Source organism: Citrobacter sp. CK189, from assembly GCF_030333505.1.
GTDB lineage: Bacteria > Pseudomonadota > Gammaproteobacteria > Enterobacterales > Enterobacteriaceae > Citrobacter_B > Citrobacter_B koseri.
In genome coordinates, this window is the sequence record NZ_JAOWFV010000037.1 from 287,511 (window position 1) to 313,294 (window position 25,784).

Annotated in this window: 24 protein-coding genes; 12 read left to right on the plus strand and 12 right to left on the minus strand. The window is 55.5% G+C overall.

The features are described from left to right. The first annotated feature begins 75 nt into the window (after nucleotides 1-75). From OGV83_RS09120 to araD, 4 genes are read left to right on the plus strand one after another with little or no spacing between them, the layout of a single operon-like run. Nucleotides 76-1,581 carry an FGGY-family carbohydrate kinase gene (locus OGV83_RS09120; RefSeq protein ID WP_071259226.1) on the plus strand — a complete coding sequence of 502 codons (1,506 nt, stop codon included), beginning with the start codon at nucleotides 76-78 and terminating at the stop codon, nucleotides 1,579-1,581. After that, the gene (gene ulaD, locus OGV83_RS09125; RefSeq protein WP_130028274.1) at nucleotides 1,578-2,240 is read left to right on the plus strand and encodes a 3-keto-L-gulonate-6-phosphate decarboxylase UlaD; all 663 of its coding nucleotides are present in this window, start codon (nucleotides 1,578-1,580) and stop codon (nucleotides 2,238-2,240) included. The genes OGV83_RS09120 and ulaD overlap by 4 nt, the downstream gene beginning before the upstream one ends. Continuing rightward, nucleotides 2,233-3,093, plus strand: a complete 861-nt coding sequence (locus OGV83_RS09130) for an L-ribulose-5-phosphate 3-epimerase (RefSeq protein WP_130028275.1) — start codon at nucleotides 2,233-2,235, stop codon at nucleotides 3,091-3,093. Before ulaD ends, OGV83_RS09130 begins: the two co-directional genes overlap by 8 nt. After that, entirely contained in the window at nucleotides 3,087-3,782 is a 696-nt protein-coding gene (araD, locus tag OGV83_RS09135; RefSeq protein WP_012135722.1) for an L-ribulose-5-phosphate 4-epimerase, read from the plus strand. The genes OGV83_RS09130 and araD overlap by 7 nt, the downstream gene beginning before the upstream one ends. 85 nt (nucleotides 3,783-3,867) lie before the next feature. On the opposite strand, the gene OGV83_RS09140 is transcribed toward araD, so the two are convergent. The 8 genes from OGV83_RS09140 to OGV83_RS09175 all read right to left on the minus strand — a co-directional run bounded on the left by OGV83_RS09140 (nucleotide 3,868) and on the right by OGV83_RS09175 (nucleotide 13,519). Further along, nucleotides 3,868-4,281, minus strand: a complete 414-nt coding sequence (locus OGV83_RS09140) for a winged helix-turn-helix domain-containing protein (protein ID WP_012135723.1) — start codon at nucleotides 4,279-4,281, stop codon at nucleotides 3,868-3,870. A gap of 510 nt (nucleotides 4,282-4,791) precedes the next feature. Next, a complete protein-coding gene (aldB, locus tag OGV83_RS09145; protein WP_047460312.1) occupies nucleotides 4,792-6,330 on the minus strand; it encodes an aldehyde dehydrogenase AldB in 1,539 nt (512 codons plus the stop codon). A gap of 210 nt (nucleotides 6,331-6,540) precedes the next feature. Further along, a complete protein-coding gene (yiaY, locus tag OGV83_RS09150) occupies nucleotides 6,541-7,692 on the minus strand; it encodes an L-threonine dehydrogenase (protein ID WP_286451009.1) in 1,152 nt (383 codons plus the stop codon). Between the two features lie 186 nt (nucleotides 7,693-7,878). Next, a complete protein-coding gene (selB, locus tag OGV83_RS09155; RefSeq protein WP_286463468.1) occupies nucleotides 7,879-9,726 on the minus strand; it encodes a selenocysteine-specific translation elongation factor in 1,848 nt (615 codons plus the stop codon). Beyond that, nucleotides 9,723-11,114, minus strand: a complete 1,392-nt coding sequence (gene selA / locus OGV83_RS09160) for an L-seryl-tRNA(Sec) selenium transferase (RefSeq protein WP_286463470.1) — start codon at nucleotides 11,112-11,114, stop codon at nucleotides 9,723-9,725. Before selA ends, selB begins: the two co-directional genes overlap by 4 nt. 99 nt (nucleotides 11,115-11,213) lie before the next feature. Next, nucleotides 11,214-11,822, minus strand: coding sequence for a glutathione S-transferase (locus OGV83_RS09165; protein WP_047460300.1), 609 nt, complete (start codon nucleotides 11,820-11,822; stop codon nucleotides 11,214-11,216). Between the two features lie 174 nt (nucleotides 11,823-11,996). After that, nucleotides 11,997-13,133 (minus strand): HlyD family secretion protein, encoded by a 1,137-nt coding sequence (locus OGV83_RS09170; protein WP_012135732.1) that lies wholly within the window; start codon nucleotides 13,131-13,133, stop codon nucleotides 11,997-11,999. Between the two features lie 2 nt (nucleotides 13,134-13,135). Then, the gene (locus OGV83_RS09175) at nucleotides 13,136-13,519 is read right to left on the minus strand and encodes a DUF3302 domain-containing protein (RefSeq protein ID WP_047460295.1); all 384 of its coding nucleotides are present in this window, start codon (nucleotides 13,517-13,519) and stop codon (nucleotides 13,136-13,138) included. 531 nt (nucleotides 13,520-14,050) lie between these two features. Here OGV83_RS09175 and mtlA point away from each other — a divergent pair. The 3 genes from mtlA to mtlR all read left to right on the plus strand — a co-directional run bounded on the left by mtlA (nucleotide 14,051) and on the right by mtlR (nucleotide 17,927). Further along, nucleotides 14,051-15,964: a PTS mannitol transporter subunit IICBA gene (gene mtlA / locus OGV83_RS09180; RefSeq protein WP_286463472.1), complete on the plus strand. Its 1,914-nt coding sequence runs from the start codon at nucleotides 14,051-14,053 to the stop codon at nucleotides 15,962-15,964. A gap of 227 nt (nucleotides 15,965-16,191) precedes the next feature. After that, nucleotides 16,192-17,340, plus strand: coding sequence for a mannitol-1-phosphate 5-dehydrogenase (mtlD, locus tag OGV83_RS09185; RefSeq protein ID WP_286463473.1), 1,149 nt, complete (start codon nucleotides 16,192-16,194; stop codon nucleotides 17,338-17,340). Then, entirely contained in the window at nucleotides 17,337-17,927 is a 591-nt protein-coding gene (gene mtlR, locus OGV83_RS09190) for a mannitol operon repressor MtlR (RefSeq protein WP_012135737.1), read from the plus strand. Before mtlD ends, mtlR begins: the two co-directional genes overlap by 4 nt. A gap of 12 nt (nucleotides 17,928-17,939) precedes the next feature. Here mtlR and OGV83_RS09195 read toward each other — a convergent pair whose 3' ends face one another. Then, nucleotides 17,940-18,149 (minus strand): hypothetical protein, encoded by a 210-nt coding sequence (locus OGV83_RS09195; protein ID WP_012135738.1) that lies wholly within the window; start codon nucleotides 18,147-18,149, stop codon nucleotides 17,940-17,942. Nucleotides 18,150-18,439: 290 nt separating this feature from the next. Here OGV83_RS09195 and OGV83_RS09200 point away from each other — a divergent pair, with 290 nt between their 5' ends. The 5 genes from OGV83_RS09200 to trmL all read left to right on the plus strand — a co-directional run bounded on the left by OGV83_RS09200 (nucleotide 18,440) and on the right by trmL (nucleotide 23,304). After that, nucleotides 18,440-18,802, plus strand: coding sequence for a YibL family ribosome-associated protein (locus OGV83_RS09200; RefSeq protein WP_012135739.1), 363 nt, complete (start codon nucleotides 18,440-18,442; stop codon nucleotides 18,800-18,802). A gap of 269 nt (nucleotides 18,803-19,071) precedes the next feature. Further along, a complete protein-coding gene (gene lldP / locus OGV83_RS09205) occupies nucleotides 19,072-20,727 on the plus strand; it encodes an L-lactate permease (protein WP_012135740.1) in 1,656 nt (551 codons plus the stop codon). Next, entirely contained in the window at nucleotides 20,724-21,500 is a 777-nt protein-coding gene (lldR, locus tag OGV83_RS09210; RefSeq protein ID WP_012135741.1) for a transcriptional regulator LldR, read from the plus strand. Before lldP ends, lldR begins: the two co-directional genes overlap by 4 nt. Beyond that, nucleotides 21,497-22,687 carry a quinone-dependent L-lactate dehydrogenase gene (lldD, locus tag OGV83_RS09215; protein ID WP_047460285.1) on the plus strand — a complete coding sequence of 397 codons (1,191 nt, stop codon included), beginning with the start codon at nucleotides 21,497-21,499 and terminating at the stop codon, nucleotides 22,685-22,687. Before lldR ends, lldD begins: the two co-directional genes overlap by 4 nt. Before the next feature lie 143 nt (nucleotides 22,688-22,830). After that, the gene (gene trmL, locus OGV83_RS09220) at nucleotides 22,831-23,304 is read left to right on the plus strand and encodes a tRNA (uridine(34)/cytosine(34)/5-carboxymethylaminomethyluridine(34)-2'-O)-methyltransferase TrmL (RefSeq protein WP_012135744.1); all 474 of its coding nucleotides are present in this window, start codon (nucleotides 22,831-22,833) and stop codon (nucleotides 23,302-23,304) included. Nucleotides 23,305-23,386: 82 nt separating this feature from the next. On the opposite strand, the gene cysE is transcribed toward trmL, so the two are convergent. From cysE to secB, 3 genes are all read right to left on the minus strand, one after another. Beyond that, complete coding sequence (gene cysE, locus OGV83_RS09225) at nucleotides 23,387-24,208, minus strand: serine O-acetyltransferase (RefSeq protein ID WP_012135745.1); 822 nt, start codon at nucleotides 24,206-24,208, stop codon at nucleotides 23,387-23,389. 77 nt (nucleotides 24,209-24,285) lie between these two features. Further along, on the minus strand, nucleotides 24,286-25,305 hold the full coding sequence (gene gpsA, locus OGV83_RS09230) for an NAD(P)H-dependent glycerol-3-phosphate dehydrogenase (protein ID WP_101744172.1): 1,020 nt from the start codon (nucleotides 25,303-25,305) through the stop codon (nucleotides 24,286-24,288). Then, nucleotides 25,305-25,772 carry a protein-export chaperone SecB gene (gene secB / locus OGV83_RS09235; protein WP_003024155.1) on the minus strand — a complete coding sequence of 156 codons (468 nt, stop codon included), beginning with the start codon at nucleotides 25,770-25,772 and terminating at the stop codon, nucleotides 25,305-25,307. Before secB ends, gpsA begins: the two co-directional genes overlap by 1 nt. Nucleotides 25,773-25,784 lie beyond the last annotated feature (12 nt).

Consider the following 25,784-nt stretch of genomic DNA (forward strand, 5'->3'; position numbering starts at 1 on the left):
GCAGCGCTTACCGGGCCTACAAAACCCGTAGGCCGGATAAGCGTGGCGCCATCCGGCAAAAATGAGACATGAAAGATGAGAGAGAAAGAGGCCTTCTGGCTGGGCATCGATTGTGGCGGTACTTATCTGAAAGCCGGTTTGTATGACGCCAAAGGTCATGAGCATGGGATCAACCGGCAGTCGTTACAGACGGCAACGCCACTGCCGGGTTACGCCGAACGCGACATGCACCAGCTCTGGCAACAGTGTGCAGCCACCATTACCGGGCTTTTGCAGCGTACAGGCATCTCCGGCGAGCAAATTAAAGGCGTCGGTATCTCCGCTCAGGGTAAAGGACTGTTTCTGCTCGACAGGCAGGATCAGCCGCTGGGCAGCGCCATTCTCTCTTCCGACCGCCGGGCGCTAAAGATTGTCCAGCGCTGGCAGCAGGACGGCATTCCTGAACAGCTTTACCCCGTTACCCGCCAGACGCTGTGGACCGGGCATCCCGCCTCTCTGCTGCGCTGGATTAAAGAGAACGACCCTCAACGTTACGCACAAATTGGCTGCGTGATGATGGGGCATGACTATCTGCGCTGGCGCTTAACCGGCATAAAAGGGTGCGAAGAGAGCAACATTTCTGAGTCCAACCTCTACAACATGAGCAGCGGGCAGTATGACCCGCGCCTGACCCAATGGTTGGGCATCAGTGAAATCGACGATACGCTGCCCCCCATTATGGGGTCAGCCGAAATATGCGGGGAGATCACTGCTCAGGCAGCCGCCATCACCGGTCTGAAGGCGGGCACGCCCGTCGTCGGCGGTCTGTTTGACGTGGTTTCCACCGCGCTCTGCGCCGGTATTGAAGATGAATTCACCCTCAACGCGGTGATGGGCACCTGGGCGGTGACCAGCGGGATCACCGAGGGGTTGCGCGACCACGAAGCGCACCCTTATGTCTATGGCCGCTACGTCAACGACGGGCAGTACATCGTTCACGAAGCCAGCCCTACCTCCTCCGGCAATCTTGAATGGTTTACCGCCCAGTGGGGCGAACTCTCTTTTGACGAGATCAACCAGGCCGTCGCCAGTCTGCCGAAAGCGAGCGGCGAACTCTTTTTTCTGCCGTTTCTGTACGGCAGCAATGCCGGGCTGGAGATGACCTGCGGCTTTTACGGCATGCAGGCGCTGCATACCCGCGCGCATCTGCTACAGGCCATTTACGAAGGGGTGGTGTTCAGCCACATGACCCATCTCAACCGTATGCGCGAACGCTTTACTGAGGCGCACACCCTGCGCGTAACCGGCGGCCCGGCGCACTCCGACGTCTGGATGCAGATGCTGGCGGATGTCAGCGGCCTGCGCATCGAACTGCCGCAGGTTGAAGAGACCGGCTGCTTTGGCGCCGCGCTCGCCGCCCGCGTCGGCACCGGCGTATACCGCAGTTTCAGCGAGGCTCAGCACGCCTTACGGCACCCGGTACGCACGCTGATGCCCGACATGGCCGCACACCGTCTTTATCAGCGCAAATACCACCAATACCAGGATTTGATTCAGGCATTACAGGGCTACCACGCCCGCATTAAGGAGCACGCATTATGAGCCGACCATTACTGCAACTGGCGCTCGACCACACCAACCTTCAGGCGGCGATTCACGATGTCGCCCTGTTACAGGACCACGTCGATATCGTTGAGGCTGGCACCATCCTCTGTTTAACCGAGGGGCTTGGCGCGGTGAAAGCGCTGCGCGCCCAGTGCCCGGATAAAATCATCGTTGCCGACTGGAAGGTGGCCGATGCGGGCGAAACGCTCGCGCAGCAGGCTTTTGCCGCAGGCGCCAACTGGATGACGATTATCTGTGCGGCGCCGCTCGCCACGGTGGAGAAAGGCCATGCCGTCGCGCAATCCTGCGGCGGTGAAATTCAAATGGAGCTGTTCGGCAACTGGACGCTGGACGATGCCCGCGCGTGGTATCGCACCGGTGTGCGCCAGGCGATTTACCACCGTGGGCGCGACGCGCAGGCCAGCGGACAGCAGTGGGGAGACGCGGATCTGGCGCGGATGAAGGCGCTTTCTGACATTGGCCTGGAGCTGTCGATTACCGGCGGCATTACGCCTGCCGATCTGCCGTTGTTTAAAGATATTCGCGTCAAAGCATTTATCGCCGGACGCGCGCTGGCAGGGGCGGCGCATCCGGCGCAGGTTGCAGCCGGGTTCCACGCGCAAATTAACGCCATCTGGGGAGAGCAGCATGCGTAATCATCCGTTAGGTATCTATGAAAAAGCGCTGGCAAAAGACCTCAGTTGGCCGGAGCGCCTGGTGCTGGCGAAAAGCTGCGGCTTTGACTTTGTCGAAATGTCGGTGGATGAGACCGACGAACGCCTGTCGCGCCTGGACTGGAGCCCCACGCAGCGGGCGTCGCTGGTGACCGCCATGCTGGAAACCGGCGTGGCCATCCCGTCAATGTGCCTGTCCGCGCATCGTCGCTTTCCCTTCGGCAGTCGCGATGAAGCCGTACGCCAGCGGGCGCGCGACATCATGACCAAAGCGATTCACCTGGCGCGCGATCTGGGTATCCGCACCATTCAACTGGCGGGTTATGACGTCTATTACGAAGAACATGACGAAGGTACGCAACAACGCTTTGCCGAAGGGCTGGCGTGGGCGGTGGAGCAAGCCGCAGCAGCGCAGGTGATGCTGGCGGTGGAGATCATGGACACCGCCTTTATTAACTCCATCAGCAAATGGAAAAAATGGGACGCGCTGCTCGCCTCGCCGTGGTTTAGCGTTTACCCGGATGTCGGCAATCTCAGCGCCTGGGGCAACGACGTCGCCGCTGAGCTGAAGCTCGGTATTGACCGCATCGCCGCCATCCACCTGAAAGACACGCAGCCGGTGACAGAGAACAGCCCCGGTCAGTTCCGCGACGTGCCGTTCGGCGAAGGGTGCGTGGATTTTGTAGGCATCTTCAAAACGCTGCATGAGCTGAACTACCGTGGCGCGTTTTTGATTGAGATGTGGACGGAAAAGGCCAAAGAGCCGGTGCTGGAAATTATCCAGGCGCGGCGCTGGATAGAAGCGCGTATGCAGGAAGGAGGATTCACATGTTAGAGCAGTTAAAAGCCGAGGTGCTGGCAGCCAATCTGGCGCTTCCGGCACACCATCTGGTGACATTCACCTGGGGTAACGTCAGCGCCGTCGATGAAACGCGAAAACTGATGGTCATTAAACCTTCCGGCGTTGAATATGACGTCATGACCGCCGACGATATGGTGGTGGTGGAGATCGCCAGCGGCAAGGTCGTTGAAGGCAGCAAAAAGCCCTCGTCCGATACGCCGACGCATCTGGCGCTCTATCGTCGTTATCCGCAGATCGGCGGAATTGTACATACCCATTCCCGCCATGCAACGATCTGGTCGCAGGCGGGTCTTGACCTGCCCGCCTGGGGCACCACGCATGCCGACTATTTCTATGGCGCAATCCCCTGTACCCGGCTGATGACCGTGGAGGAAATTAAAGGGGAATACGAATACCAGACGGGCGAGGTAATCATCAAAACCTTTGAAGAACGCGGTCTGAACCCAATGCAGATCCCGGCGGTATTAGTCCACTCACACGGGCCATTCGCCTGGGGGAAAGACGCCGCTGACGCCGTGCATAACGCCGTGGTGCTTGAGGAGTGCGCCTATATGGGGCTGTTTTCGCGCCAGCTCACGCCGCAGCTACCGGATATGCAGCCAGAATTGCTCGACAAACATTATCTGCGTAAACACGGCGCGAACGCCTATTACGGGCAGTAAGACAATAAAAAAATCCCTGGGCGTAAAACGTCCAGGGTAAGAATCCGAAGGCGACATCACGCTACGGAATAAACGGTTACTGACCTCAGCGATATCGGTATTGATAATCTACATTGTCCACCACACTATAAAGCGGTTGAATATCATCCAGTGCCAGTATGTATCCACTTCCTTTCACGCAGACAATTGAATTCTTCGGTAGCCCCAGCAGACTTAATTTATTATTTAGATTTTTGACGACTTTAGATAAACGCTGCGTGGAAGCACATAATTCATTTTTTTCCCAAACGTTGATGAGTAATTCATCCTTTGAGACATATTGAGAACGTGCATTGACCAAAAGGTAAACAAACAGATGGAGCATTGTCCGATTAAAAAACACTCCACAGAAAGAGATGACGCTATCCATTTTATTAACCGGCAGCCGGAAAATTCGAGCTTCGTTAATATCAAGGAATATTTCCCTGCCAATCATAAATCCATGTAACTGATATTCCATACTTTAGATACTCACGTTGAGCTAAACCAGAGATACCTGCTCATGTTCACCTCCTCCTTGATTATTGTGTAAGCCTCAAGTGTAAAAAAAAGCAATTTATTTTCAATAGTTAACCGACACAACTCTTTTCCCACACCTTTCTGATGGGGTATAGGTTTAATAGCTGAAAAACATATTTGTATAAATTAATGTAATTACTAAAGACAAACGATTAGCAGTATAAGCTAAATAGACAGGGCCGGTGTATGTGACAATTAAATATTATATATTTATCTCAAATTACAGTTAATAATCCTGCGCAGGGTTCCCAACGGCCGAGCAACGGCTTCACTCTCCCCGGCAAATCTGCCCGATGGCGCTGCGCTTATCGGGCCTACATATGCAGTTCCCCGTAGGCCGGATAAGGCGAACCTCATGCCCGATGGCGCTGCGCTTATCGGGCCTACAAGTGCGGTTTCCCGTAGGCCGGATAAGGCGAAGCCGCCATCCGGCAACGTGGTTATACGGCGCTTAAAACAGCCCCAGCGGTTTATCGGAATAGCTCACCAGCAGACATTTGGTTTGCTGATAATGCTCCAGCATCATTTTGTGGGTTTCGCGGCCAATCCCCGACTGCTTATAGCCGCCGAACGCAGCATGCGCCGGGTAAGCATGATAGCAGTTGGTCCATACGCGTCCCGCCTGAATACCGCGCCCCATTTTGTACGCCAGGTTGCCGTTACGACTCCAGACTCCGGCGCCAAGCCCGTACTGGGTGTCGTTAGCCAGTTCCAGTGCTTCCTCCATCGTCCTGAAGGTCGTCACAGCCAGCACCGGGCCAAAAATCTCCTCCTGGAAGACGCGCATATTGTTCTTACCAAACAGGATGGTCGGTTCGAGGTAATAGCCCTCTTTCAGCTCTCCTTCCAGCTGCTTGCGCCGCCCGCCGGTTAACACATCCGCGCCTTCTTTCTTACCGATATCAATGTAGTTGAGGATGGTTTCCAGTTGCCCCTGAGAGACCTGCGCGCCCATCTGCGTAACGCTGTCGAGCGGGTTACCGCTGCGAATGCTTTCGACGCGACGAATGGCCCGCTCCATAAAGCGCTCATAAATGGACTCCTGTACCAGCGCGCGGCTCGGGCAGGTACAAACTTCGCCCTGATTAAAGGCAAACAGCGCAAAGCCCTCCAGCGCCTTGTCGAAAAACGCATCCTCTTCATCCATCACATCGGCAAAGAAGATATTGGGGGACTTACCGCCCAGCTCCAGCGTTACCGGGATAATGTTTTGTGTCGCGTACTGCATGATCTGTTGCCCGACTTCCGTCGAACCGGTAAACGCCACCTTCGCGATCCGCTTCGACGTCGCCAGATATTCGCCGATCTCTCCGCCCGCGCCGTTCACGACGTTGACCACGCCCGGCGGGAGCAGATCGCCAACGATTTCCATCAGCAACAGAACCGAAAGCGGCGTCAGACGCGCAGGTTTGAGCACTACGCAGTTCCCCGCCGCCAGCGCCGGGGCCATTTTCCAGCTCGCCATCAGCAGCGGGAAGTTCCACGGGATGATCTGCCCCACCACGCCCAGCGGTTCATGGAAGTGATAGGCCACCGTTTCGCTGTCAACTTCGCTGATACCGCCCTCTTGTGCGCGGATACAGGACGCAAAATAGCGGAAATGGTCGATCGCCAGCGGCACGTCGGCGGCGCTGGTTTCACGGATGGGTTTGCCGTTATCCCAGGTTTCCGCCGTTGCCAGCAGTTCCAGGTTTTGCTCCATGCGATCGGCAATCTTAAACAGAATCGCGGCGCGATCCTGCACGGACGTATGCGCCCACTGTTCTTTCACGTTATGCGCGGCATCCAGCGCCAGATCGATATCTTTTTTGCCGGAAGAGGCGACTTCACACAGCAGTTGCCCGGTCACCGGCGTCAGATTCTGGTAATACTCGCCGTCTACCGGTGCGACCCAGTCTCCGCCGATAAAGTTGTCGTAGCGGGCTTTTAATTTCAGAGGAAAACCATACTCGCCGGGCTGAATACGCGTTGAAGGGGGATTATTGGTCATGACCGTCTCCTTACTGTAGGGGTACTACAAAGGTTAGACGGGACTGGCGAAATCTTCGCCAGCCTTTTACTGCTTTACGACTGCGGTCACGATATAGACAAGCGGATGTTTAAGCCGTTTCACCTTACCGCACAGTGTAGGCCCGATAAGCGCAGCGCCATCGGGCATGACGCCGGAATGACACGATGCGTATATCCGGCAATCACTCAATTACATCGCCGCGTGGTAAATCGCCATGATCTCGTCGTGGGTCGCCTGAATAGGGTTGGTCAGGCCACAGGCGTCTTTCAGTGCATTGGTCGCCAGCACCGAAATATCTTCTTCTTTCACATTCAGGTCGCGCAGACCCGCCGGAATGTTGACCTGCTGCGCCAGCTGACGGATAGCGTCAATGCACGCTTTCGCACCGTCGGCTTCACTCATCCCGGTTACATTAGCGCCCATCGCAGCCGCACAGTCGCGCAGACGGCCTGCCGCGACCTGGCTGTTAAATACCTGAACGTGCGGCAACAGCACCGCATTACATACGCCGTGCGGCAGATTGTAGAAGCCGCCGAGCTGGTGCGCCATCGCGTGGACATAGCCCAGAGAAGCATTGTTAAACGCCATACCAGCCAGGAATTGCGCATAGGCCATCGCTTCGCGCGCCTGCGCGTTGCTGCCCTCTTCCACGGCAATCGCCAGGTTTTCCGCAATCATAGAGATGGCTTTCAGCGCGCACGCATCAGTAATCGGCGTTGCGGCAATAGAAACATAGGCTTCAATGGCGTGGGTTAACGCATCCATGCCGGTCGCGGCGGTCAGCGATTTTGGCATCCCCATCATCAACGAAGAGTCATTCACAGAGAGCAGCGGCGTAACGTGTTTATCCACAATCGCCATCTTAATATGGCGCGCCTCATCCGTAATGATGCAGAAGCGGGTCATTTCTGATGCCGTTCCCGCCGTCGTGTTGATGGCAATCATCGGTAGCTGAGGTTTCGCGGAGCGATCCACACCTTCATAGTCGCGGATGTCGCCGCCGTTCGCCGCCACCAGCGCGATGCCTTTCGCGCAGTCGTGCGGAGAGCCGCCGCCCAGCGAAATTACGCTATCGCACCCGTGTTCTTTCAGGAGTTTCAGCCCGGCAGCCACGTTTTCGGTGGTCGGGTTCGGCTGCGTGCCATCATAAATAACGCTGAAAATATCGCGTTCCTGCAACGCTTTCTGAATATCTCCAGCCATGCCTAATGTTGCCAACATGCTATCCGTGACAATTAATGTACGGCGAAAACCATATTCCGCCATGGTATTCATTGCTTCTTTTAATGCACCAGCGCCGATTACATTCACGGAAGGAATAAAAAATGTTGAAGCAGCCATTGTACCATCCTTAATTACTGAAATAAGGCTGGCAGCATACGGATGAACCTGTCGTGAAAATATGATCGCTGTTGTTATTTTCCCATTATAAAATATAAAAAAGCACATTAGGTTCATCGCCTGCTGTGCTTTATATAATTCAAGAAAATAATTGTATTAATTCATTTTCTATTTTAATAATTCGTATCATTCTTTTGCCGGAAATAATAACGCATCGCGTAATAAATGATCGTTTCCGCGACGGCGCGTGAATCCTGTCCGGTCAAAATACTCCAGAATTTGAATGGCGAGTTTTCGTCCAACATTCAACCGATCGCGAAAATCAGCGGCGCAGGTCGAGCCTCTCTCCTGATCCAGTTCGCGGATCAGGTTCGCAAAAGCGACAATCCGATCGTTACGGTAATAACGATCTTTCACGATCGCGGTAATCATGCCCTGCTGTGCCGCCTGTCGCAGCACCTGCCGCATAACCTGCTCGTCCACGCCCTTTTCTTTCGCCAGATCGCGCACCCACCAGGGGTCGTCGCCAAACAGCGGCTCAATGTTTTGCCAGACGGCCTGCTGCTCGTCGCTGAAACCGGCTTTGTGATCCGGTAAATGCAACCAGCCGTGGTGGCTGTGAATCACGCCGCTTTCACGCATACGGTCGATAAGCAGCAGCACCAGCGCTTCGTCTTCCATCGGGAGCGCCATGCGCCGCAAACGCTCGCGCCCCGGGCCGGGCTCATCGCGATGGTGTTCGTGGTACATCGCGAGCGTATCCAGAATCTTACGCTGCCAGCGCGCGGCGACAGGGGCGTTCAACAGGCTGTAACCCGCCTGAATAAAACCATGCTGTTCAATAAGCTGGCGCATACCGTCGCCGTTGAGCTGCCGCGCCCACACGAAATCAGGAATATTCACCGCGCCGCGTTCGAGATGCGTCGCCAGCGCGGCGCTGTCATCCCTGGCGTTTTCCAGCGCCGACAGCCATTGCAGATATTCCGGTTTACGTTTACCGCGACGCGGCGAGTTGAGCGTCACCACGCGTACGCCAGCAAGCGTGGTTCGGGCAGAAATATCGCGTAATACCAGCCGATCGTTATCGGCAAGCCATAGCGGCGTATCGAACACCAGTTCCGCCAGCGTGCCCTCCAGCAGGGAAATGCGTCCGGTGACATGGCTGGCGGCGTGGTGAATATGCAACGGTTGCCATTGCACGAGCGGCGCAGCATGTTCTAACGAAACGATGACGCGTGAAAAGGCATCCGGCGGTACGTCAGAGAGAAGCCAGTCGCCACGGTTAAGCTGCTCTTTTTCCGCATCGCCCGCGATATTCAGCGCAATACGCTGTCCGGCATGAGCGTGTTCAGTCGCCTGATTCTGCGCATGCAGGCTGCGCACGCGCATTGGCTTATTCACACCGGTCAGCCACAGCGTATCGCCAACGTTCACTTCGCCGCTGAGCGCCGTACCGGTCACCACCAGCCCTGCGCCTTTCACCGTAAACGCGCGATCGATCGCCAGGCGAAAGCTCTGATGGCCGGGATGCGCGCGGCCCGTCAACTGCCGTAAATGCTCGCGCAATGCCTCAATACCGCGCCCTTCATTTGCGGCGGTGACAAACAGCGTCGCGTCGGCAAACCCGTAATGGCCCAGCGTCGCCAGAATCTCTTCCCGCACCTCTTCGATTCGCGCTTCGTCCACCCGGTCGGCTTTGGTCAGCGCAACCGTAAGCTGCGGATTGCCCGTCAGTTGTAAAATTTGCAGATGCTCGCGGGTCTGCGCCATCACGCCGTCATCGCAGGCGACAACCAGCAGCGCATGATCGATACCGCCCACGCCCGCCAGCATGTTGGAGAGAAACTTTTCATGACCGGGAACGTCGATAAATCCCAGTACGCGGCCATCCGGCTGCGGCCAGTAGGCATACCCCAGATCGATAGTCATACCGCGTTTTTTTTCTTCCGGCAGGCGATCGGCATTCACGCCGGTAATCGCCTGTAATAGCGTTGTTTTTCCGTGGTCAACGTGTCCGGCGGTTGCAATAATCATTTCAACATCATCTCCATAAACCGGGTCTCGTCTTCAAGGCAGCGGATATCCAGCCACAGGCGACCATCGTAAATTCGGCCAATGATCGGGACGGGCAGCGCGCGCCAGCGAGCCGCCAGCGCCTCAAGACGGCTTCCACGCCCGTCATGCGGCGTAAAGGTCAGCGCCACGCTGGGCAGCCGATCAACCGGCAACGAACCGCTGCCGATCTGCGACAGGCAAGGCATCACGTTTACCGCGAACTCCGCGCTAAAGCGTGCGGCAAGCGCCGCCTGTAGCCGCTGCGCCTGCGCCTGAATCGCCGCTTCACTGCGGGTTAACAGCCGTAGCGTCGGCAGTTTCTCCGCCAGCGCTTCCGGGTGCAGGTAAAGCCGCAGGGTTGCCTCCAGCGCCGCCAGCGTCATTTTGTCGGCACGCAGGGCCCGCTTCAGCGGGTGGCTTTGCAGTTGCGCAATCATCTCTTTCTTGCCGACAATGATCCCGGCCTGTGGCCCGCCCAGCAGCTTGTCGCCAGAGAAGCTGACCAGGCTGACGCCTGCGGCAATCAGCTGCTGCGGCATCGGTTCTTTCGGCAAGCCGTACTGACTGAGATCCACCAGCGAACCGCTGCCCAGATCCGCCACCACCGGGATATCCAGCTCCAGCCCAATAGCGGCCAGCTCTGCCTCATCCACCGCTTTGGTGAAGCCTTCAATACTGTAATTACTGGTATGCACTTTCATCAACAGGCCGGTGTTTTCATTCACCGCCTGACGATAATCTTTCGCGTGAGTCCGGTTGGTGGTGCCCACCTCATGCAGCGTACAGCCCGCCTGACGCATCACATCAGGAATACGAAACGCGCCGCCAATCTCCACCAGTTCACCACGCGATACCACCACCTCTTTACCGTTCGCCGTCGCCGCCAGCATCAGCAACACGGCCGCCGCGTTGTTGTTCACAATACAGGCGTCTTCCGCCCCGGTAATGCGACACAACAGATCCGCCAGCGCCCGATCGCGGTGCCCGCGTCCGGCGCCATCCAGATCATATTCCAGTGTGACCGGAGCGCGCATTGCCTGCGCCACCGCGTCAATCGCCTCTTCCGCCTGCTGCGCTCGCCCCAGATTGGTGTGCAGCACCGTTCCCGTCAGGTTAATCACCGGACGCAGCGCGCTTTGCGCCTCTTTCGCCAGCCGGATATTCACCTCTTGCGCCCAGTTCTCGCACCACGCGGGCAGCGCCTGCGCATCGCGAATCGCTTCTCTTGCTTCATCCAACATCTGGCGAAGCAGATCCACCACCCTGGTGTGCCCGTGGGTGTCACGTAAAGAGAGAAAAGTGCTGTCACGCAGTAAGCGATCGATAGCAGGAAGCTGGCTGTAGAGTGAACGCGTTTCGGTTGTCATGAAAAAGGCCTGGCTGTTGGTGGCCCCCTCCGGTGCGGAGAGGGATATCGACATGAGGGGGATTGTACCGTGAGTTTGCTCAGGCGGACATAATACGCATCAAGCCTTTGGCGGTTCCGTGCGGGCAAAGCTTTCGCGTTGAAAGAGCGTTTCCACCAGTTTGACTAAGTGCGGTCTGTCCACGCACCAGCCCGGCGCCACGCGGCGGAAATTGAGGTAGCCCACGGCGCAGGCAATGGCGATGGTTGCCAGATTCACGGTATCGGTCTTAATCGTCCCGTCCACCAGATAGCCTTCCAGCGCGTCCAGGCTACGGTTGATTTTCTCGCGCTGGCGCAACAGTTCCGTTTCAGACTGCTGCGCCGCCGGGCGCGCCTGTTCACGCACGGAAACCAGACCGGCATCCATAATGCCGTCCGCCAGCGCTTCAATCTGCCGTACTTTCAGTGAGGCCAGCGGTTCACGCGGAATCATCACCGGAGCAATATCCAGTAACTCAATATATTCGGCGATTATCGGGGAATCGAACCAGCACTCTCCCTTATCCGTCACCAGCGCGGGGACTTTGCCAAGCGGGTTGTACTGCGCCACGCCGTTTTCCGCGTTGTAGGGAAGTTCATTCACAAATTCGAAAGTGATGCCCTTTTCCAGCAATAAAACCGAAATCTTTCGCACAAAAGGGCTGGTATAGCTGCCGATGAGTTTCATGCCGTGTCCTTTTTGCCAACAAAAAATAAAGTGGTATCAATAAATCCTGCCTTAGTTTTGCCGGATGGCGGCGCAAGCGCCTTATCCGGTCTACACATTGCAGACATTGTTCCTGTCGGTCTGATAAGCATAGCGCCATCAGGCATTTTTACTAAAAAGCAGGTGGCGACCCGCTTAATGATCCAAATAAAGATAGTGCATCCAGCTGGTCATGCGCAGTAGCACCTTACGCATCACGGAGACATGGGCGAAGTGATCGGAGTAAACCGCAACCTGGGCGTAAATGCCGTCAGGCAGGGCATCCACATCGCTATTCGGCTCCAGCTCAATCAACGCAAGCACGCCGTCCATCCCCGGCGTTACGCTTAAGGACTGTAATGTTCCCTGCGCCTGGTAAGAACCGCCGGGCACAACCGGTAAAATACTCAACAACTTGCCCTGGAATACCTGGCCGGGCAGCGCATTGAACACCACTTCTGCCTCATCTCCCGCCTCAAGACGTAATAATGAGTTCTGCCGGAACTGGGCGACAATTTGCCGTTTTTGTTCGGGAATAAAAACCATTACCGGGCGCAGCGGCAGCGCGGCGGCATAGCTACCGGGCCGGATAAGCACCTGGGTCACATAGCCATTACTCGGCGCGCGAATAACCGTCTGTTCAAGATTGTATTTCGCCTCGGCCAGCTGCGCCCGCAGGCTGACGATTTGCGACTGCTCGCCATCGACCATGCTGTCCAGTTGGCTCTGGATCTGCGTTTGTTCAGCAACAGAACCTTTTACCATCGCATCCTGCGCTAAATAGTTTTGCCGCGCGTTATCGATATCGCTTTCAGAGAACGGATTCACCCTCGCCTGACTGCCTTTCAGATAGCGCTGATAATCTTTATAGAGGCGGTCGCGTTCTGCGGACACCCGCGTGGTATTGGCCTGAGCCTCCGCTAATTGCGCCTTCAGGGTATGTATATTATGCGTGGCCGTGACCAGGTCGGCCTGTAACCTGTCGACCCGCGCCTGATACCGTACGGGATCGATTTTGAATAAAACATCGCCCTTTTTAATCAGCTGATTATTTTTATCCGTTACCTCACTCACAATACCTGTTACCTGCGGCGTAATAGGAATAGAAATAACCGCTTTCTGCGCCGTAAAAGTATAGGGGTGGTTATAGTTCATTAATAATATAAGTCCGCTAACTAAAAATACCCCGCCTAATGCCGCCGTGGAAAGTGTCCATTGATTCACCGGAATCCTGAATATTTTAAATACCGCCCAGGCTAATGCTACGTAGGTCAAAACAATCAACAGATCCATGATTAGCTCTCCGACGGGGGAATATCAGGGGACTGTACCTCAGCCAGCTTTCGCTCCAGCGCTTCCACACGTTTCGACAAGGCGATAAGTTCCGGGTCAGGCTCCGGTTCTGGCCCCGGCTCAGGCTCCTTTTCCTGCGGTAAAACATGCGCTTGCATGCCCCAGCCCCGTTCGGGCTGATAAAGCGTGGCCCAAATCCACAGAAACGGCCAAATAACATGAAGCGTAAACAGACTGACCCAACCAGCAGTATGAATAGCATCAGCATGGGGGTGGTTTCGTTTTTTAGCGATCAGATAAGGGATGTCATGAATCATGATGATTCCATAAAAAATCACCAGAAAAACAAAGATCAATACTCCTAACGCGAAATAATTTAGAAACATACCTGCTCCGGCTTCACGCTAATAAGAGTGTTAAATGACAGGCGGCGTATTACGATTCCACCGATATTTTGAACATAATTCGAGTCCGCCATTTTCGCCATCAAACCAAAAGATAATTTTGCACGGCGAGAGGTTGCTCAATTACACATCAGAATGAAGCATGAGGCGGAATCTGCTTAAGATCACACCACACAGGTTTCGGATGAAAATATCTTGTGATTCAGATCACAAAAACCCAACAAACCCTCAAATCAAAAATGTGAAACAGTTCACATTTAAACGCTATTTCCACCGGTGATTCCGGGTTTGTTGTTTTTTTACACAGCTATTTTGTGATCAATATCACATCAATAACCACCATCTACCCTATATTCATGTGATCTAAATCACACAACAAGCCAGCAACTGGACAGTTGAACGATTCAGTGCCAGATTTCGCACTATCTACAGGGTCCGGCTACCTCTGCCGCTACATTAACAAACCTCGGGCTTCGAGCCTGCGCGACAGCAAACATAAGAAGGGGTGTTTTTATGTCATCCGATATTAAGATCAAAGTGCAAAGCTTTGGTCGTTTCCTCAGCAATATGGTGATGCCAAATATCGGCGCGTTTATCGCGTGGGGTATTATCACCGCATTATTTATTCCAACAGGGTGGTTGCCTAACGAAACGCTGGCAAAGCTCGTTGGTCCGATGATCACCTACCTCCTGCCGCTGCTGATCGGTTATACCGGTGGTAAGCTGGTAGGCGGCGAGCGCGGCGGCGTGGTCGGTGCTATCACCACGATGGGCGTTATCGTCGGTGCGGACATGCCGATGTTCCTTGGCTCAATGATCGCAGGCCCGCTGGGCGGCTACTGCATCAAGAAATTCGATAGCTGGGTAGACGGTAAGATCAAATCCGGTTTCGAAATGCTGGTGAATAACTTCTCCGCTGGCATCATCGGGATGATCCTCGCGATTCTGGCGTTCCTCGGCATTGGCCCGGCGGTTGAAGTCCTGTCTAAACTGCTGGCAGCCGGCGTTAACTTCATGGTTATCCATGACATGCTGCCGCTGGCGTCTATCTTCGTTGAACCGGCGAAAATCCTGTTCCTTAACAACGCGATCAACCACGGTATCTTCTCGCCGCTGGGTATTCAGCAGTCCCATGAGCTGGGTAAATCCATTTTCTTCCTGATCGAAGCTAACCCAGGCCCGGGTATGGGCATCCTGATGGCGTACATGTTCTTCGGTCGCGGCAGCGCAAAACAGTCTGCTGGCGGTGCGGCAATCATCCACTTCCTGGGCGGTATCCACGAAATTTACTTCCCGTACGTGCTGATGAACCCACGTCTGATCCTGGCCGTTATCCTCGGCGGTATGACTGGCGTGTTTACGCTGACCATCCTGAACGGCGGTCTGGTTTCTCCGGCGTCTCCGGGTTCTATCCTGGCGGTACTGGCGATGACGCCAAAAGGCGCCTACTTCGCTAACATCACGGCGATTATCGCTGCTATGGCGGTCTCCTTCATCATTGCCTCCATTCTGCTGAAAACCAGCAAAGTGAAAGAAGATGATGATATCGACGCGGCAACCCGTCGCGTGCAGGACATGAAAGCAGAATCTAAAGGCGCATCCGCGCTGTCCGCTGGCGATGTGACCAACGACCTGAGCCATGTACGTAAAATCATCGTTGCCTGTGATGCCGGTATGGGTTCCAGCGCAATGGGTGCGGGCGTACTGCGTAAAAAAGTTCAGGATGCGGGTCTGAGCCAGATTTCCGTCACCAACAGCGCGATCAACAACCTGCCGCCGGATGTCGACCTGGTCATCACTCACCGTGACCTGACCGAGCGCGCCATGCGCCAGGTTCCGCAAGCGCAGCACATTTCGCTGACCAACTTCCTGGATAGCGGACTGTACACCAGCCTGACCGAACGTCTGGTTGCCGCGCAGCGCCACAACACCAACGAAGAGAAAGTACGCGATCATCTGAAAGACAGCTTTGATGAAGGGGATAACAACCTGTTCAAGCTGGGCGCAGAAAACATCTTCCTGGGTCGTAAAGCCGCCACTAAAGAAGAAGCCATTCGCTTTGCGGGCGAGCAACTGGTGAAAGGCGGTTATGTTGAGCCAGAATACATCGACGCCATGCTGGAACGTGAAAAACTGACCCCGACTTATCTGGGTGAGTCTATCGCCGTACCGCACGGCACCGTGGAAGCCAAAGACCGCGTGCTGAAAACCGGTGTGGTGTTCTGCCAGTACCCGGAAGGCGTACGCTTCGGTGAAGAAGAAGACGATATCGCCCGCCTGGTCATTGGTATCGCGGCGCGTAACAACGAGCACATCCAGGTCATCACCAGCCTGACTAACGCGCTGGATGATGAGTCCGTGATCGAGCGTCTGGCGCATACCACCAGCGTGGATGAAGTGCTGGAACTGCTGGCCGGTCGTAAGTAAGTCCGTTGCCCGGTGGCGCTCGCGCTTACCGGGCCTACGATGTGCAGTTCCCGTAGGCCGGATAAGGCGTTTACGCCGCCATCCGGCATCATGTCCGGTGGCGCTGCTACCGGGCATGCGGTGTACGGTTTCCTCTCCCGCAAGGGAGAGGGTTTGGGTGAGGGGGGAAGCCATGCGGTCCCTCACCCCAGCCCTCTCGGGTAAAAACATTAATGAAGGTTAACACTATGAAAGCATTACATTTTGGCGCAGGTAATATCGGTCGTGGATTTATCGGCAAACTGCTGGCTGACGCGGGGATACAACTGACGTTCGCGGATGTAAACCAGGTCGTGCTCGACGCCCTGAATGCCCGTCATAGCTATCAGGTTCATGTGGTGGGTGAAAATGAGCAGGTTGATACGGTTTCCGGCGTTAATGCCGTGAGCAGCATCAGCGATGACGTGGTTGAGCTGATTGCGCAGGTCGATTTGGTCACCACCGCCGTTGGGCCGGTGGTACTGGAACGCATTGCTCCGGCCATCGCCAAAGGCCTGGTTAAACGTAAAACGCAGGGAATTGAAGCGCCGCTTAACATCATTGCCTGCGAAAACATGGTGCGCGGCACCATGCAATTGAAAGGTCATGTGATGAACGCCCTGGCGGATGAAGACAAAGCCTGGGTTGAACAACATGTCGGTTTTGTCGATTCCGCCGTCGACCGTATCGTGCCGCCTTCCGCTTCCGCCACGAACGACCCGCTGGAAGTCACCGTGGAAACCTTCAGCGAGTGGATTGTCGATAAAACGCAGTTCAAAGGCGCGCTGCCAGATATTCCAGGTATGGAATTAACCGATAACCTGATGGCATTTGTCGAACGTAAACTCTTCACGCTGAACACCGGGCATGCTATAACCGCGTACCTCGGAAAATTAACCGGTCATCAGACCATCCGTGACGCGATTCTCGATGAGAAAATCCGCGCTGTGGTAAAAGGGGCGATGGAAGAGAGCGGCGCGGTGCTGATCAAACGCTACGGTTTTGATGCCGACAAACATGCGGCATACATTCAGAAAATCCTCGGTCGTTTTGAAAACCCGTATCTGAAAGATGACGTTGAGCGCGTTGGCCGCCAGCCGCTGCGTAAACTGAGTGCGGGCGACCGTCTGATCAAACCGCTGCTGGGCACGCTGGAATACGGCCTGCCGCACGTTAACCTGGTCAACGGTATCGCTGCCGCGATGCACTTTACCAGCGAAGACGATCCGCAGGCCCAGGAACTGGCTGCGCTGATCGCAGAGAAAGGGCCGCAGGAAGCGCTGGCGCAAATTTCCGGGCTGGATGTAAACAGCGAAGTGGTAGCGGAGGCGGTTAACGCATACAACGCGACCAAATGAGGCAAAATACGGCGCAGGTCATCCTGCGCCCGAATGACAGATTGTCAGATATGCAGGCAATAATGGAACAAACCCAGGCCTTTGAAAACCGCGTGCTTGAGCGTCTGAATGCTGGCAAAACCGTACGAAGTTTCCTCATCACCGCCGTAGAGTTACTCACCGAGGCGGTGAATATTCTGGTACTTCAGGTGTTTCGCAAAGACGATTATGCGGTGAAATACGCAGTGGAACCGTTGCTCGACGGCGATGGACCGCTGGGCGATCTCTCGGTACGTCTGAAACTGATCTACGGTCTGGGGGTACTCAGTCGCCCTGAATACGAAGATGCGGAACTGCTGATGGCGCTGCGTGAAGAACTGAATCACGACGGTAATGAATATGCGTTCACCGACGACGAAATTCTCGGGCCGTTTGGCGAACTGCACTGCGTGACGGCGTTACCGCCGCCGCCGCATTTTGAGACCTCTGACCCGGGTTTATACGCCATGCAAATTCAGCGCTACCAGCAAGCGGTACGCTCAACGATGGTGCTTTCCCTGACTGAGCTGATTTCTAAAATCAGCTTAAAAAAAGCCTTTCAAAAATAGACCGTCAACCACTTACTGTTTTTCTTCCGGCTGCGGCTGATAGAGCTGGCGATAATATTCCAGACGTTGCAGGTACATCTGCGCATTTGCCTTCGGCACCTCATCAGGAACCATATCGCGCGGCGGCGTTTTATTCAGATACTCCCGAAATGCCTGACTCGAAGCCATAAAATCTACAGCCTTATCAATAAGAAGCGGAACGTTGTCACCTATTTTAACCATGATGATATCTCCATGTATTCTCCGCGTCGGGGAATGCGCGGCCGCTAATTTTAGTTTAGGCTCAGACAGGGTTTTCTATTGAGGAAAACGTGCTTAATCGCAAACCGCCGTGCAGAAACCGTTAACATCACGTTTTGTTTATTAAATAAGTATTAAATCAAGATGTTACACAATCAATTAGCATTATAATACTTGCCTTATTTGATTATTTTTATCCCATTAGTTGTGAATAATCCCGCTCTGCGCGCATACTATAGAAAATTCATCCTGGTTCCATCAGAAGCTATCCCATGAAAGAAGTCGAAAAAAACGAAATTAAACGTCTGAGCGATCGCCTGGACGCCATCCGCCACCAGCAGGCCTCGCTATCCCTTGTCGATGCCGCTGACAAATATGCCGAGCTGGAAAAAGAGAAAGCCACGCTGGAAGCCGAGATCGTGCGCCTGCGTGACGTTCACAGCCAGAAGCTGAGTAAAGAAGCGCAAAAGCTGATGAACCTGCCGTTTCGCCGCGCGATTACTAAAAAAGAACAGGCCGATATGGGCAAGCTGAAGAAAAGCGTGCGCGGTCTGGTTGTCGTCCACCCAATGACGGCGTTAGGCCGTGAAATGGGTCTGAAAGAGATGACCGGTTTCGCAAAAACCGAGTTTTAACCTTCTGCCGGGTACGCGCACGCTTGCCCGGCCCGCCCTTTCCCTCCCCTCCCTCAATTGGCCCAACCAATTATCCCTTAATCCGATCACTGGTTCACAGTTCATTAAAATTCACCCACACTAGCGTTGCCAATAAGCAACATTTGATTAACCATTCATTGTCATTACCCCTACATCCCAATATTGGCAGGGCCACTTTTACATATAATGTGACAAAGAGATGAGCAAAGACTCATTGCATTATGCGTGTGGCCCTCAGGAGACCTGCAATGAATCTCTGGCAACAAAACTACGATCCGGCCGGTAACATCTGGATTTCCAGCCTGATCGCATCGCTTCCGATCCTGTTCTTTTTCTTCGCGCTGATTAAGCTCAAGCTGAAAGGCTACATCGCCGCCTCCTGGACGGTCGCAATCGCGCTGGCTGTCGCGCTGCTGTTTTACAAAATGCCGGTGGATAACGCTCTGGCTGCGGTGGTGTATGGCTTCTTCTATGGTCTGTGGCCGATTGCCTGGATCATTATCGCCGCTGTCTTTGTCTATAAAATCTCTGTCAGAACCGGGCAATTCGACATCATCCGGTCATCAATATTGTCGATTACCCCTGACCAGCGTCTGCAAATGCTGATCGTCGGCTTTTCCTTCGGGGCATTCCTTGAAGGGGCAGCGGGCTTTGGCGCGCCAGTGGCGATTACTGCGGCTCTGCTAGTCGGCCTGGGCTTTAATCCGCTGTATGCGGCGGGTTTGTGCCTGATCGTCAACACCGCGCCGGTCGCGTTTGGCGCGATGGGGATTCCGATTCTGGTGGCCGGTCAGGTCACCGGGCTGGACAGCTTTGAGATCGGCCAGATGGTCGGCCGTCAGTTACCGTTCCTGACCATTATCGTGCTGTTCTGGATCATGGCGATTATGGACGGCTGGCGCGGCGTGAAAGAGACCTGGCCTGCGGTGATGGTGGCGGGTGGTTCATTTGCTATCGCCCAGTACCTCAGCTCTAACTTTATCGGCCCGGAACTGCCGGACATCATCTCGTCGCTGGTCTCGCTGGTCTGTCTGACGCTGTTCCTGAAACGCTGGCAGCCGGTACGTATTTTCCGCTTTGGCGATATGGGCGCTTCACAGGTCGATCAGACGCTGGACCGCACCCATTACACGGTTGGTCAAGTCGTTCGCGCATGGTCGCCGTTCCTGTTCCTGACAGCGACCGTTACCCTCTGGAGCGTTCCGCCGTTTAAAGCGATGTTTGCCCCAGGCGGCGCGCTGTACGACTGGGTGATTAATATTCCGGTTCCGCATCTCGATAAGCTGGTTGCCCGTATGCCGCCAGTGGTGCATGAGGCAACCGCCTACGCTGCGGTCTATAAGTTCGACTGGTTCTCCGCTACCGGTACGGCCATTCTGTTCGCTGCGCTGCTGTCCGTCGTCTGGCTGAAAATGAAACCGTCTGCCGCAATCCAGACATTCGGCAGCACGCTGAAAGAGTTAGCGCTGCCGATTTACTCCATCGGGATGGTGCTGGCATTCGCGTTTATCTCTAACTACTCCGGGCTCTCCTCTACGCTGGCGTTAGCGCTGGCGCATACGGGCAGCGCCTTTACCTTCTTCTCGCCGTTCCTTGGCTGGCTGGGCGTATTCCTGACGGGGTCTGATACCTCATCAAACGCGCTGTTTGCCGCCCTGCAGGCGACGGCCGCCCAGCAAATCGGCGTCTCTGACGTGCTGATGGTGGCGGCGAATACCACCGGCGGCGTAACCGGTAAGATGATCTCTCCGCAGTCTATCGCCATTGCCTGTGCGGCAGTGGGTCTGGTAGGGAAAGAGTCCGACCTGTTCCGCTTTACCGTTAAACACAGCCTGATTTTCACCTGCATGGTGGGTGTGATTACCACACTTCAGGCCTATGTCTTAACCTGGATGATTCCGTGATTGTGATGCCAAAACGCCTGTCAGACGAGGTTGCCTCTCGTGTGCGGGCGCTGATTGAAGAACAACAGCTGGAGGCGGGCATGAAGTTGCCCGCTGAGCGCCAGCTGGCCGTACAACTGGGCGTGTCGCGCAATTCTCTGCGCGAGGCGCTGGCGAAACTGGTCAGTGAAGGCGTGCTGATCAGCCGCCGGGGCGGCGGAACGTTCGTTCGCTGGCAGCATGAAACCTGGTCCGAACAGAATATCGTTCAGCCGTTGAAAACGCTGATGGCGGACGACCCGGACTACAGCTTCGACATTCTGGAAGCCCGCCACGCCATTGAAGCCAGCACCGCCTGGCACGCCGCGATGCGCGCCACGCCCGCTGATAAAGAGAAAATTAAGCTCTGCTTCGACGCCACGCTCAGTGAAGACCCGGACCTCGCCTCCCAGGCGGATGTTCGCTTCCATCTCGCGATTGCGGAGGCCTCGCACAACGTCGTGCTGTTGCAGACCATGCGCGGCTTCTTTGATGTCCTGCAATCATCCGTGAAGCAGAGCCGCCAGCGTATGTATCTCGTTCCGCCGGTGTTTTCAAAACTGACGGAACAACATCAGGCGGTGATGGACGCCATTCTGGCCGGTGATGCCGACGGCGCACGTAAAGCCATGATGGCGCACCTCAGTTTCGTCCACACCACCATTAAACGATTTGATGAAGACCAGGCCCGCCAGGCGCGTATTACCCGCCTGCCCGGTGACCATAATGAGATTTCCAGGGAGAACAAAGCATGATCATTTCAGCAGCCAGCGATTATCGCGCCGCAGCCCAACGCATTCTGCCCCCTTTCTTGTTCCACTACATCGACGGCGGCGCCTATGCGGAATATACCCTGCGTCGTAACGTGGAAGACTTGTCAGAGGTGGCGCTCCGCCAGCGCGTGCTGAAGAATATGTCCGACCTGAGCCTGGAAACCACCCTGTTTAACGAAAAGCTGTCGATGCCGGTTGCACTGGCCCCGGTTGGCCTGTGCGGAATGTATGCGCGTCGCGGTGAAGTTCAGGCCGCCGCCGCCGCCGATGCGAAAGGGATTCCGTTTACCCTCTCCACCGTTTCTGTCTGCCCCATCGAGGAAGTCGCGCCGACGATTAAACGCCCGATGTGGTTCCAGCTGTACGTCCTGCGCGATCGCGGTTTTATGCGTAACGCGCTGGAGCGCGCCAAAGCGGCGGGCTGCTCCACGCTGGTCTTTACCGTCGATATGCCAACGCCTGGCGCGCGTTACCGTGACGCCCACTCCGGGATGAGCGGCCCGAATGCCGCCCTGCGCCGCTACTGGCAGGCTGCAACCCATCCGCAATGGGCCTGGGATGTCGGCCTGAACGGTCGTCCGCACGATCTTGGCAATATCTCCGCCTACCTTGGCAAACCGACCGGGCTGGAAGATTACATCGGCTGGCTGGCGAACAACTTCGATCCGTCGATTTCCTGGAAAGACCTGGAGTGGATCCGTGAATTCTGGGACGGCCCAATGGTGATCAAAGGGATCCTCGATCCCGAAGACGCCCGCGACGCGGTACGCTTTGGCGCTGATGGCATCGTGGTCTCTAACCACGGCGGCCGCCAGCTCGACGGCGTACTCTCCTCCGCCCGCGCCCTGCCCGCCATTGCCGACGCGGTGAAAGGCGATATCGCCATTCTGGCGGACAGCGGAATTCGTAATGGTCTGGACGTGGTACGCATGATTGCGCTTGGGGCCGATAGCGTACTGCTTGGCCGTGCGTATCTGTACGCGCTGGCGACGGCGGGTCAGGCTGGCGTGGCGAACCTGCTGGATCTGATCGAAAAAGAGATGAAAGTCGCCATGACGCTGACCGGCGCAAAATCAATCAGCGAGATCAGCCGTGATTCACTGGTGCAGGAACTCGGTAAGTCTGTTCCGGCTGCGCTGGCGCCACTATCGCAGGGTGATGCGGCGTAGGCTGGATAAGGCGTCAGCCGCCATCCGACAATGTAATGTGCATCAGGGAGCCTGATGGCGCTACGCTTATCAGGCCTACTACAGGATGAGGGTGAACGTATTTTCTGCTATTCTGCCCCCCGCACTTAAGGGGGCAGTTAAGCATGTTGAATATCGTATTATTCGAACCAGAAATCCCACCAAACACCGGCAATATTATTCGTCTTTGCGCCAATACCGGTTTTCGTCTACATATTATCGAGCCGATGGGCTTCACATGGGATGATAAACGTCTGCGCCGCGCGGGGCTGGACTATCACGAGTTTGCCGCCGTACAGCGCCATCACGATTACGCTGCCTTTGTCGCCGCCGAAAACCCACAGCGTCTGTTTGCTCTGACCACCAAAGGCACCCCTGCCCATAGCGCGGTGAGCTATCAGGATGGGGACTACCTGATGTTTGGCCCGGAAACGCGCGGTTTACCGGCGACCATTCTCGACGCGCTGCCCGCAGAACAAAAAATTCGTATTCCAATGATGCCGGACAGCCGCAGCATGAACCTGTCGAACGCGGTGTCGGTCGTAGTGTATGAGGCATGGCGCCAGTTGGGGTATCCTGGCGCGGTATTGCGTCGTTGATTTTTGTTGGATGGCGGCTGACGCCTTATCCGACCAACGGAACTGGTAGGCCCGGTAAGCGGTAGCGCCACCGGGCATAAAGTCAGATGCCGTCGCCGTATTCGAACGTATGGTGAATCCCGTTAAAATGCTGATCCATATCCATTGACGGCTTATCGCTGTCGGGCTTGCCGACAATCCGCGCCGGAACGCCCGCTGCGGTAGTGTGTGGCGGTACGGGCTGCAAGACCACGGAGCCCGCGCCAATCTTCGCGCCGCGCCCCACTTCGATATTGCCAAGGATCTTCGCCCCGGCGCCAATCATCACGCCTTCACGAATTTTGGGATGACGATCGCCGCTGGTTTTCCCGGTCCCGCCAAGCGTGACCGATTGCAGGATCGAGACATCGTTTTCGATTACCGCCGTTTCACCGACCACAATCCCCGTCGCGTGATCGAGCATAATGCCGCGTCCAATTTTCGCCGCCGGGTGAATATCGACCTGGAAGGTGACAGAAACCTGATTTTGCAGGAATATCGCCAGCGCGCGGCGGCCTTCATTCCATAACCAGTGGCCGATACGGTAGGCCTGGAGAGCATGGAAGCCTTTCAGATACAGAAGCGGCGTCGAGTATTTGTCTACCGCCGGGTCGCGGGTGCGTACCGCCTGAATATCACAGGCAGCGGAGGCAATCATTTCCGGGTCGGCGGCGTAGGCCTCTTCCACCACTTCACGGATGGCGATGGCAGGCATAATCGGAGATGCGAGTTTGTTCGCCAGCATATAGCTCAGCGCACTGCCCAGGTTTTCATGCTTGAGTAGCGTCGCGTGGTAGAAACTGGCCAGCATCGGCTCACAGTCCGCCAGAGCCCGGGCTTCGGCTTTAATATTGTTCCAGACGATATCCAGTTCTTCACATGACATTGCTGACTCCAGGTATCAGGCTAACGACCGGCCCGTTCTTCGCGGGCCGGGTCATTTAATAAAACAGATCCTTACGGCTAGTGGCGACTACGCTCGTCCTTGCGTGCACGACCTAATAACGTCAATGCTGCCTCGCGCGCGTTTTTTCCGCAATACAATACTTGATAAATTTCCTCGGTTATTGGCATTTCGACACCAAAACGGTGCGCCAACTCACGAACTTCTTTTGTATTACGGTAGCCTTCAACCACCTGACCAATTTTGTCCTGCGCGCCCTGAACATCCATGCCCTGACCGAGCATCATGCCAAAACGGCGGTTACGCGACTGGTTGTCAGTACAGGTCAGAACCAGGTCGCCCAGACCCGCCATTCCCATAAAGGTGGTCGGATCGGCCCCCAGCGCCGCGCCAAGACGCGACATCTCCGTCAGCCCACGCGTGATCAGCGCGGTACGTGCGTTTGCGCCAAAACCGATGCCGTCAGACATGCCTGCGCCAATCGCAATCACGTTTTTCACCGCACCGCCCAGCTGCACGCCGATGAAATCGGGGTTGCTGTAGACGCGAAAACTCTTACCGCAGTGCAAAAGTTCCTGCAAATCATCCGCGAAGGTTTCGTCCGTCGACGCCAGAGAAATTGCCGTCGGCAAACCCGCCGCCAGTTCTTTAGCGAACGTCGGGCCGGATATCACCGCCAGCGGGATGTCATCGCCCAACGCTTCACGGGCGACATCCTGCAACAGGCGCCCCGTTTCCGCTTCCAGACCTTTGGTCGCCCAGACCAGGCGCGCATCAGGACGCATCAGCGGTTTAATCTGTCGCAGCACCTCGCCAAAGACATGGCTTGGCACCACCACCAGAATGTTACGGCTGGCCGCCAGCGCGGTGGCTAAGTCGCTTTCAAGGCGTAGCGTATCGGGAAAAGGCACATCAGGGAGGAACGCGACGTTGCAGCGGTCTCGCTCAAGGGTCGCGACATGTTTAGGATCGTGGCCCCACAGGACAACCTGGTGGCCGTTTCTCGCCAGGGTGATGGCAAGAGCGGTGCCGTACGAGCCAGCACCGATCACAGTCATTGAAGCATTACTTTGGTTCATCAGGCATCCTGATGTTCTTCAGTACCTTCGCCAGCTTGCTGCTGTAAATAGTTCATGAACAGCGCATCGAAGTTAACCGGCGCAAGATTCAGTTGCGGGAACGTGCCGCGTGAAACCAGGCTGGTGATGCATTCGCGGGCATACGGGAACAGAATGTTCGGGCAGTATGCACCCAGGCAATGCGCCATCTGAGTTCCTTCAATACCACTGATGGAGAAAATGCCGCCCTGCTGAACTTCGCACAGGAAAGCGGTCTCTTCGCCCAGGGAAGCCGTTACGGTAACACGCAGTACCACTTCGTATACGTCATCTGCCAGTTGAGTAGACGCCGTATCAAGATCAAGTTTAACCTCTGGCTGCCAATCTTTCTGGAAAACATGCGGCGCATTTGGCGCTTCGAAAGACACATCCTTGGTGTAGATACGTTGGATCTGGAAAGCCATTTCGGTGTTATTTTGTTCTGACATGTGTAGAAAACC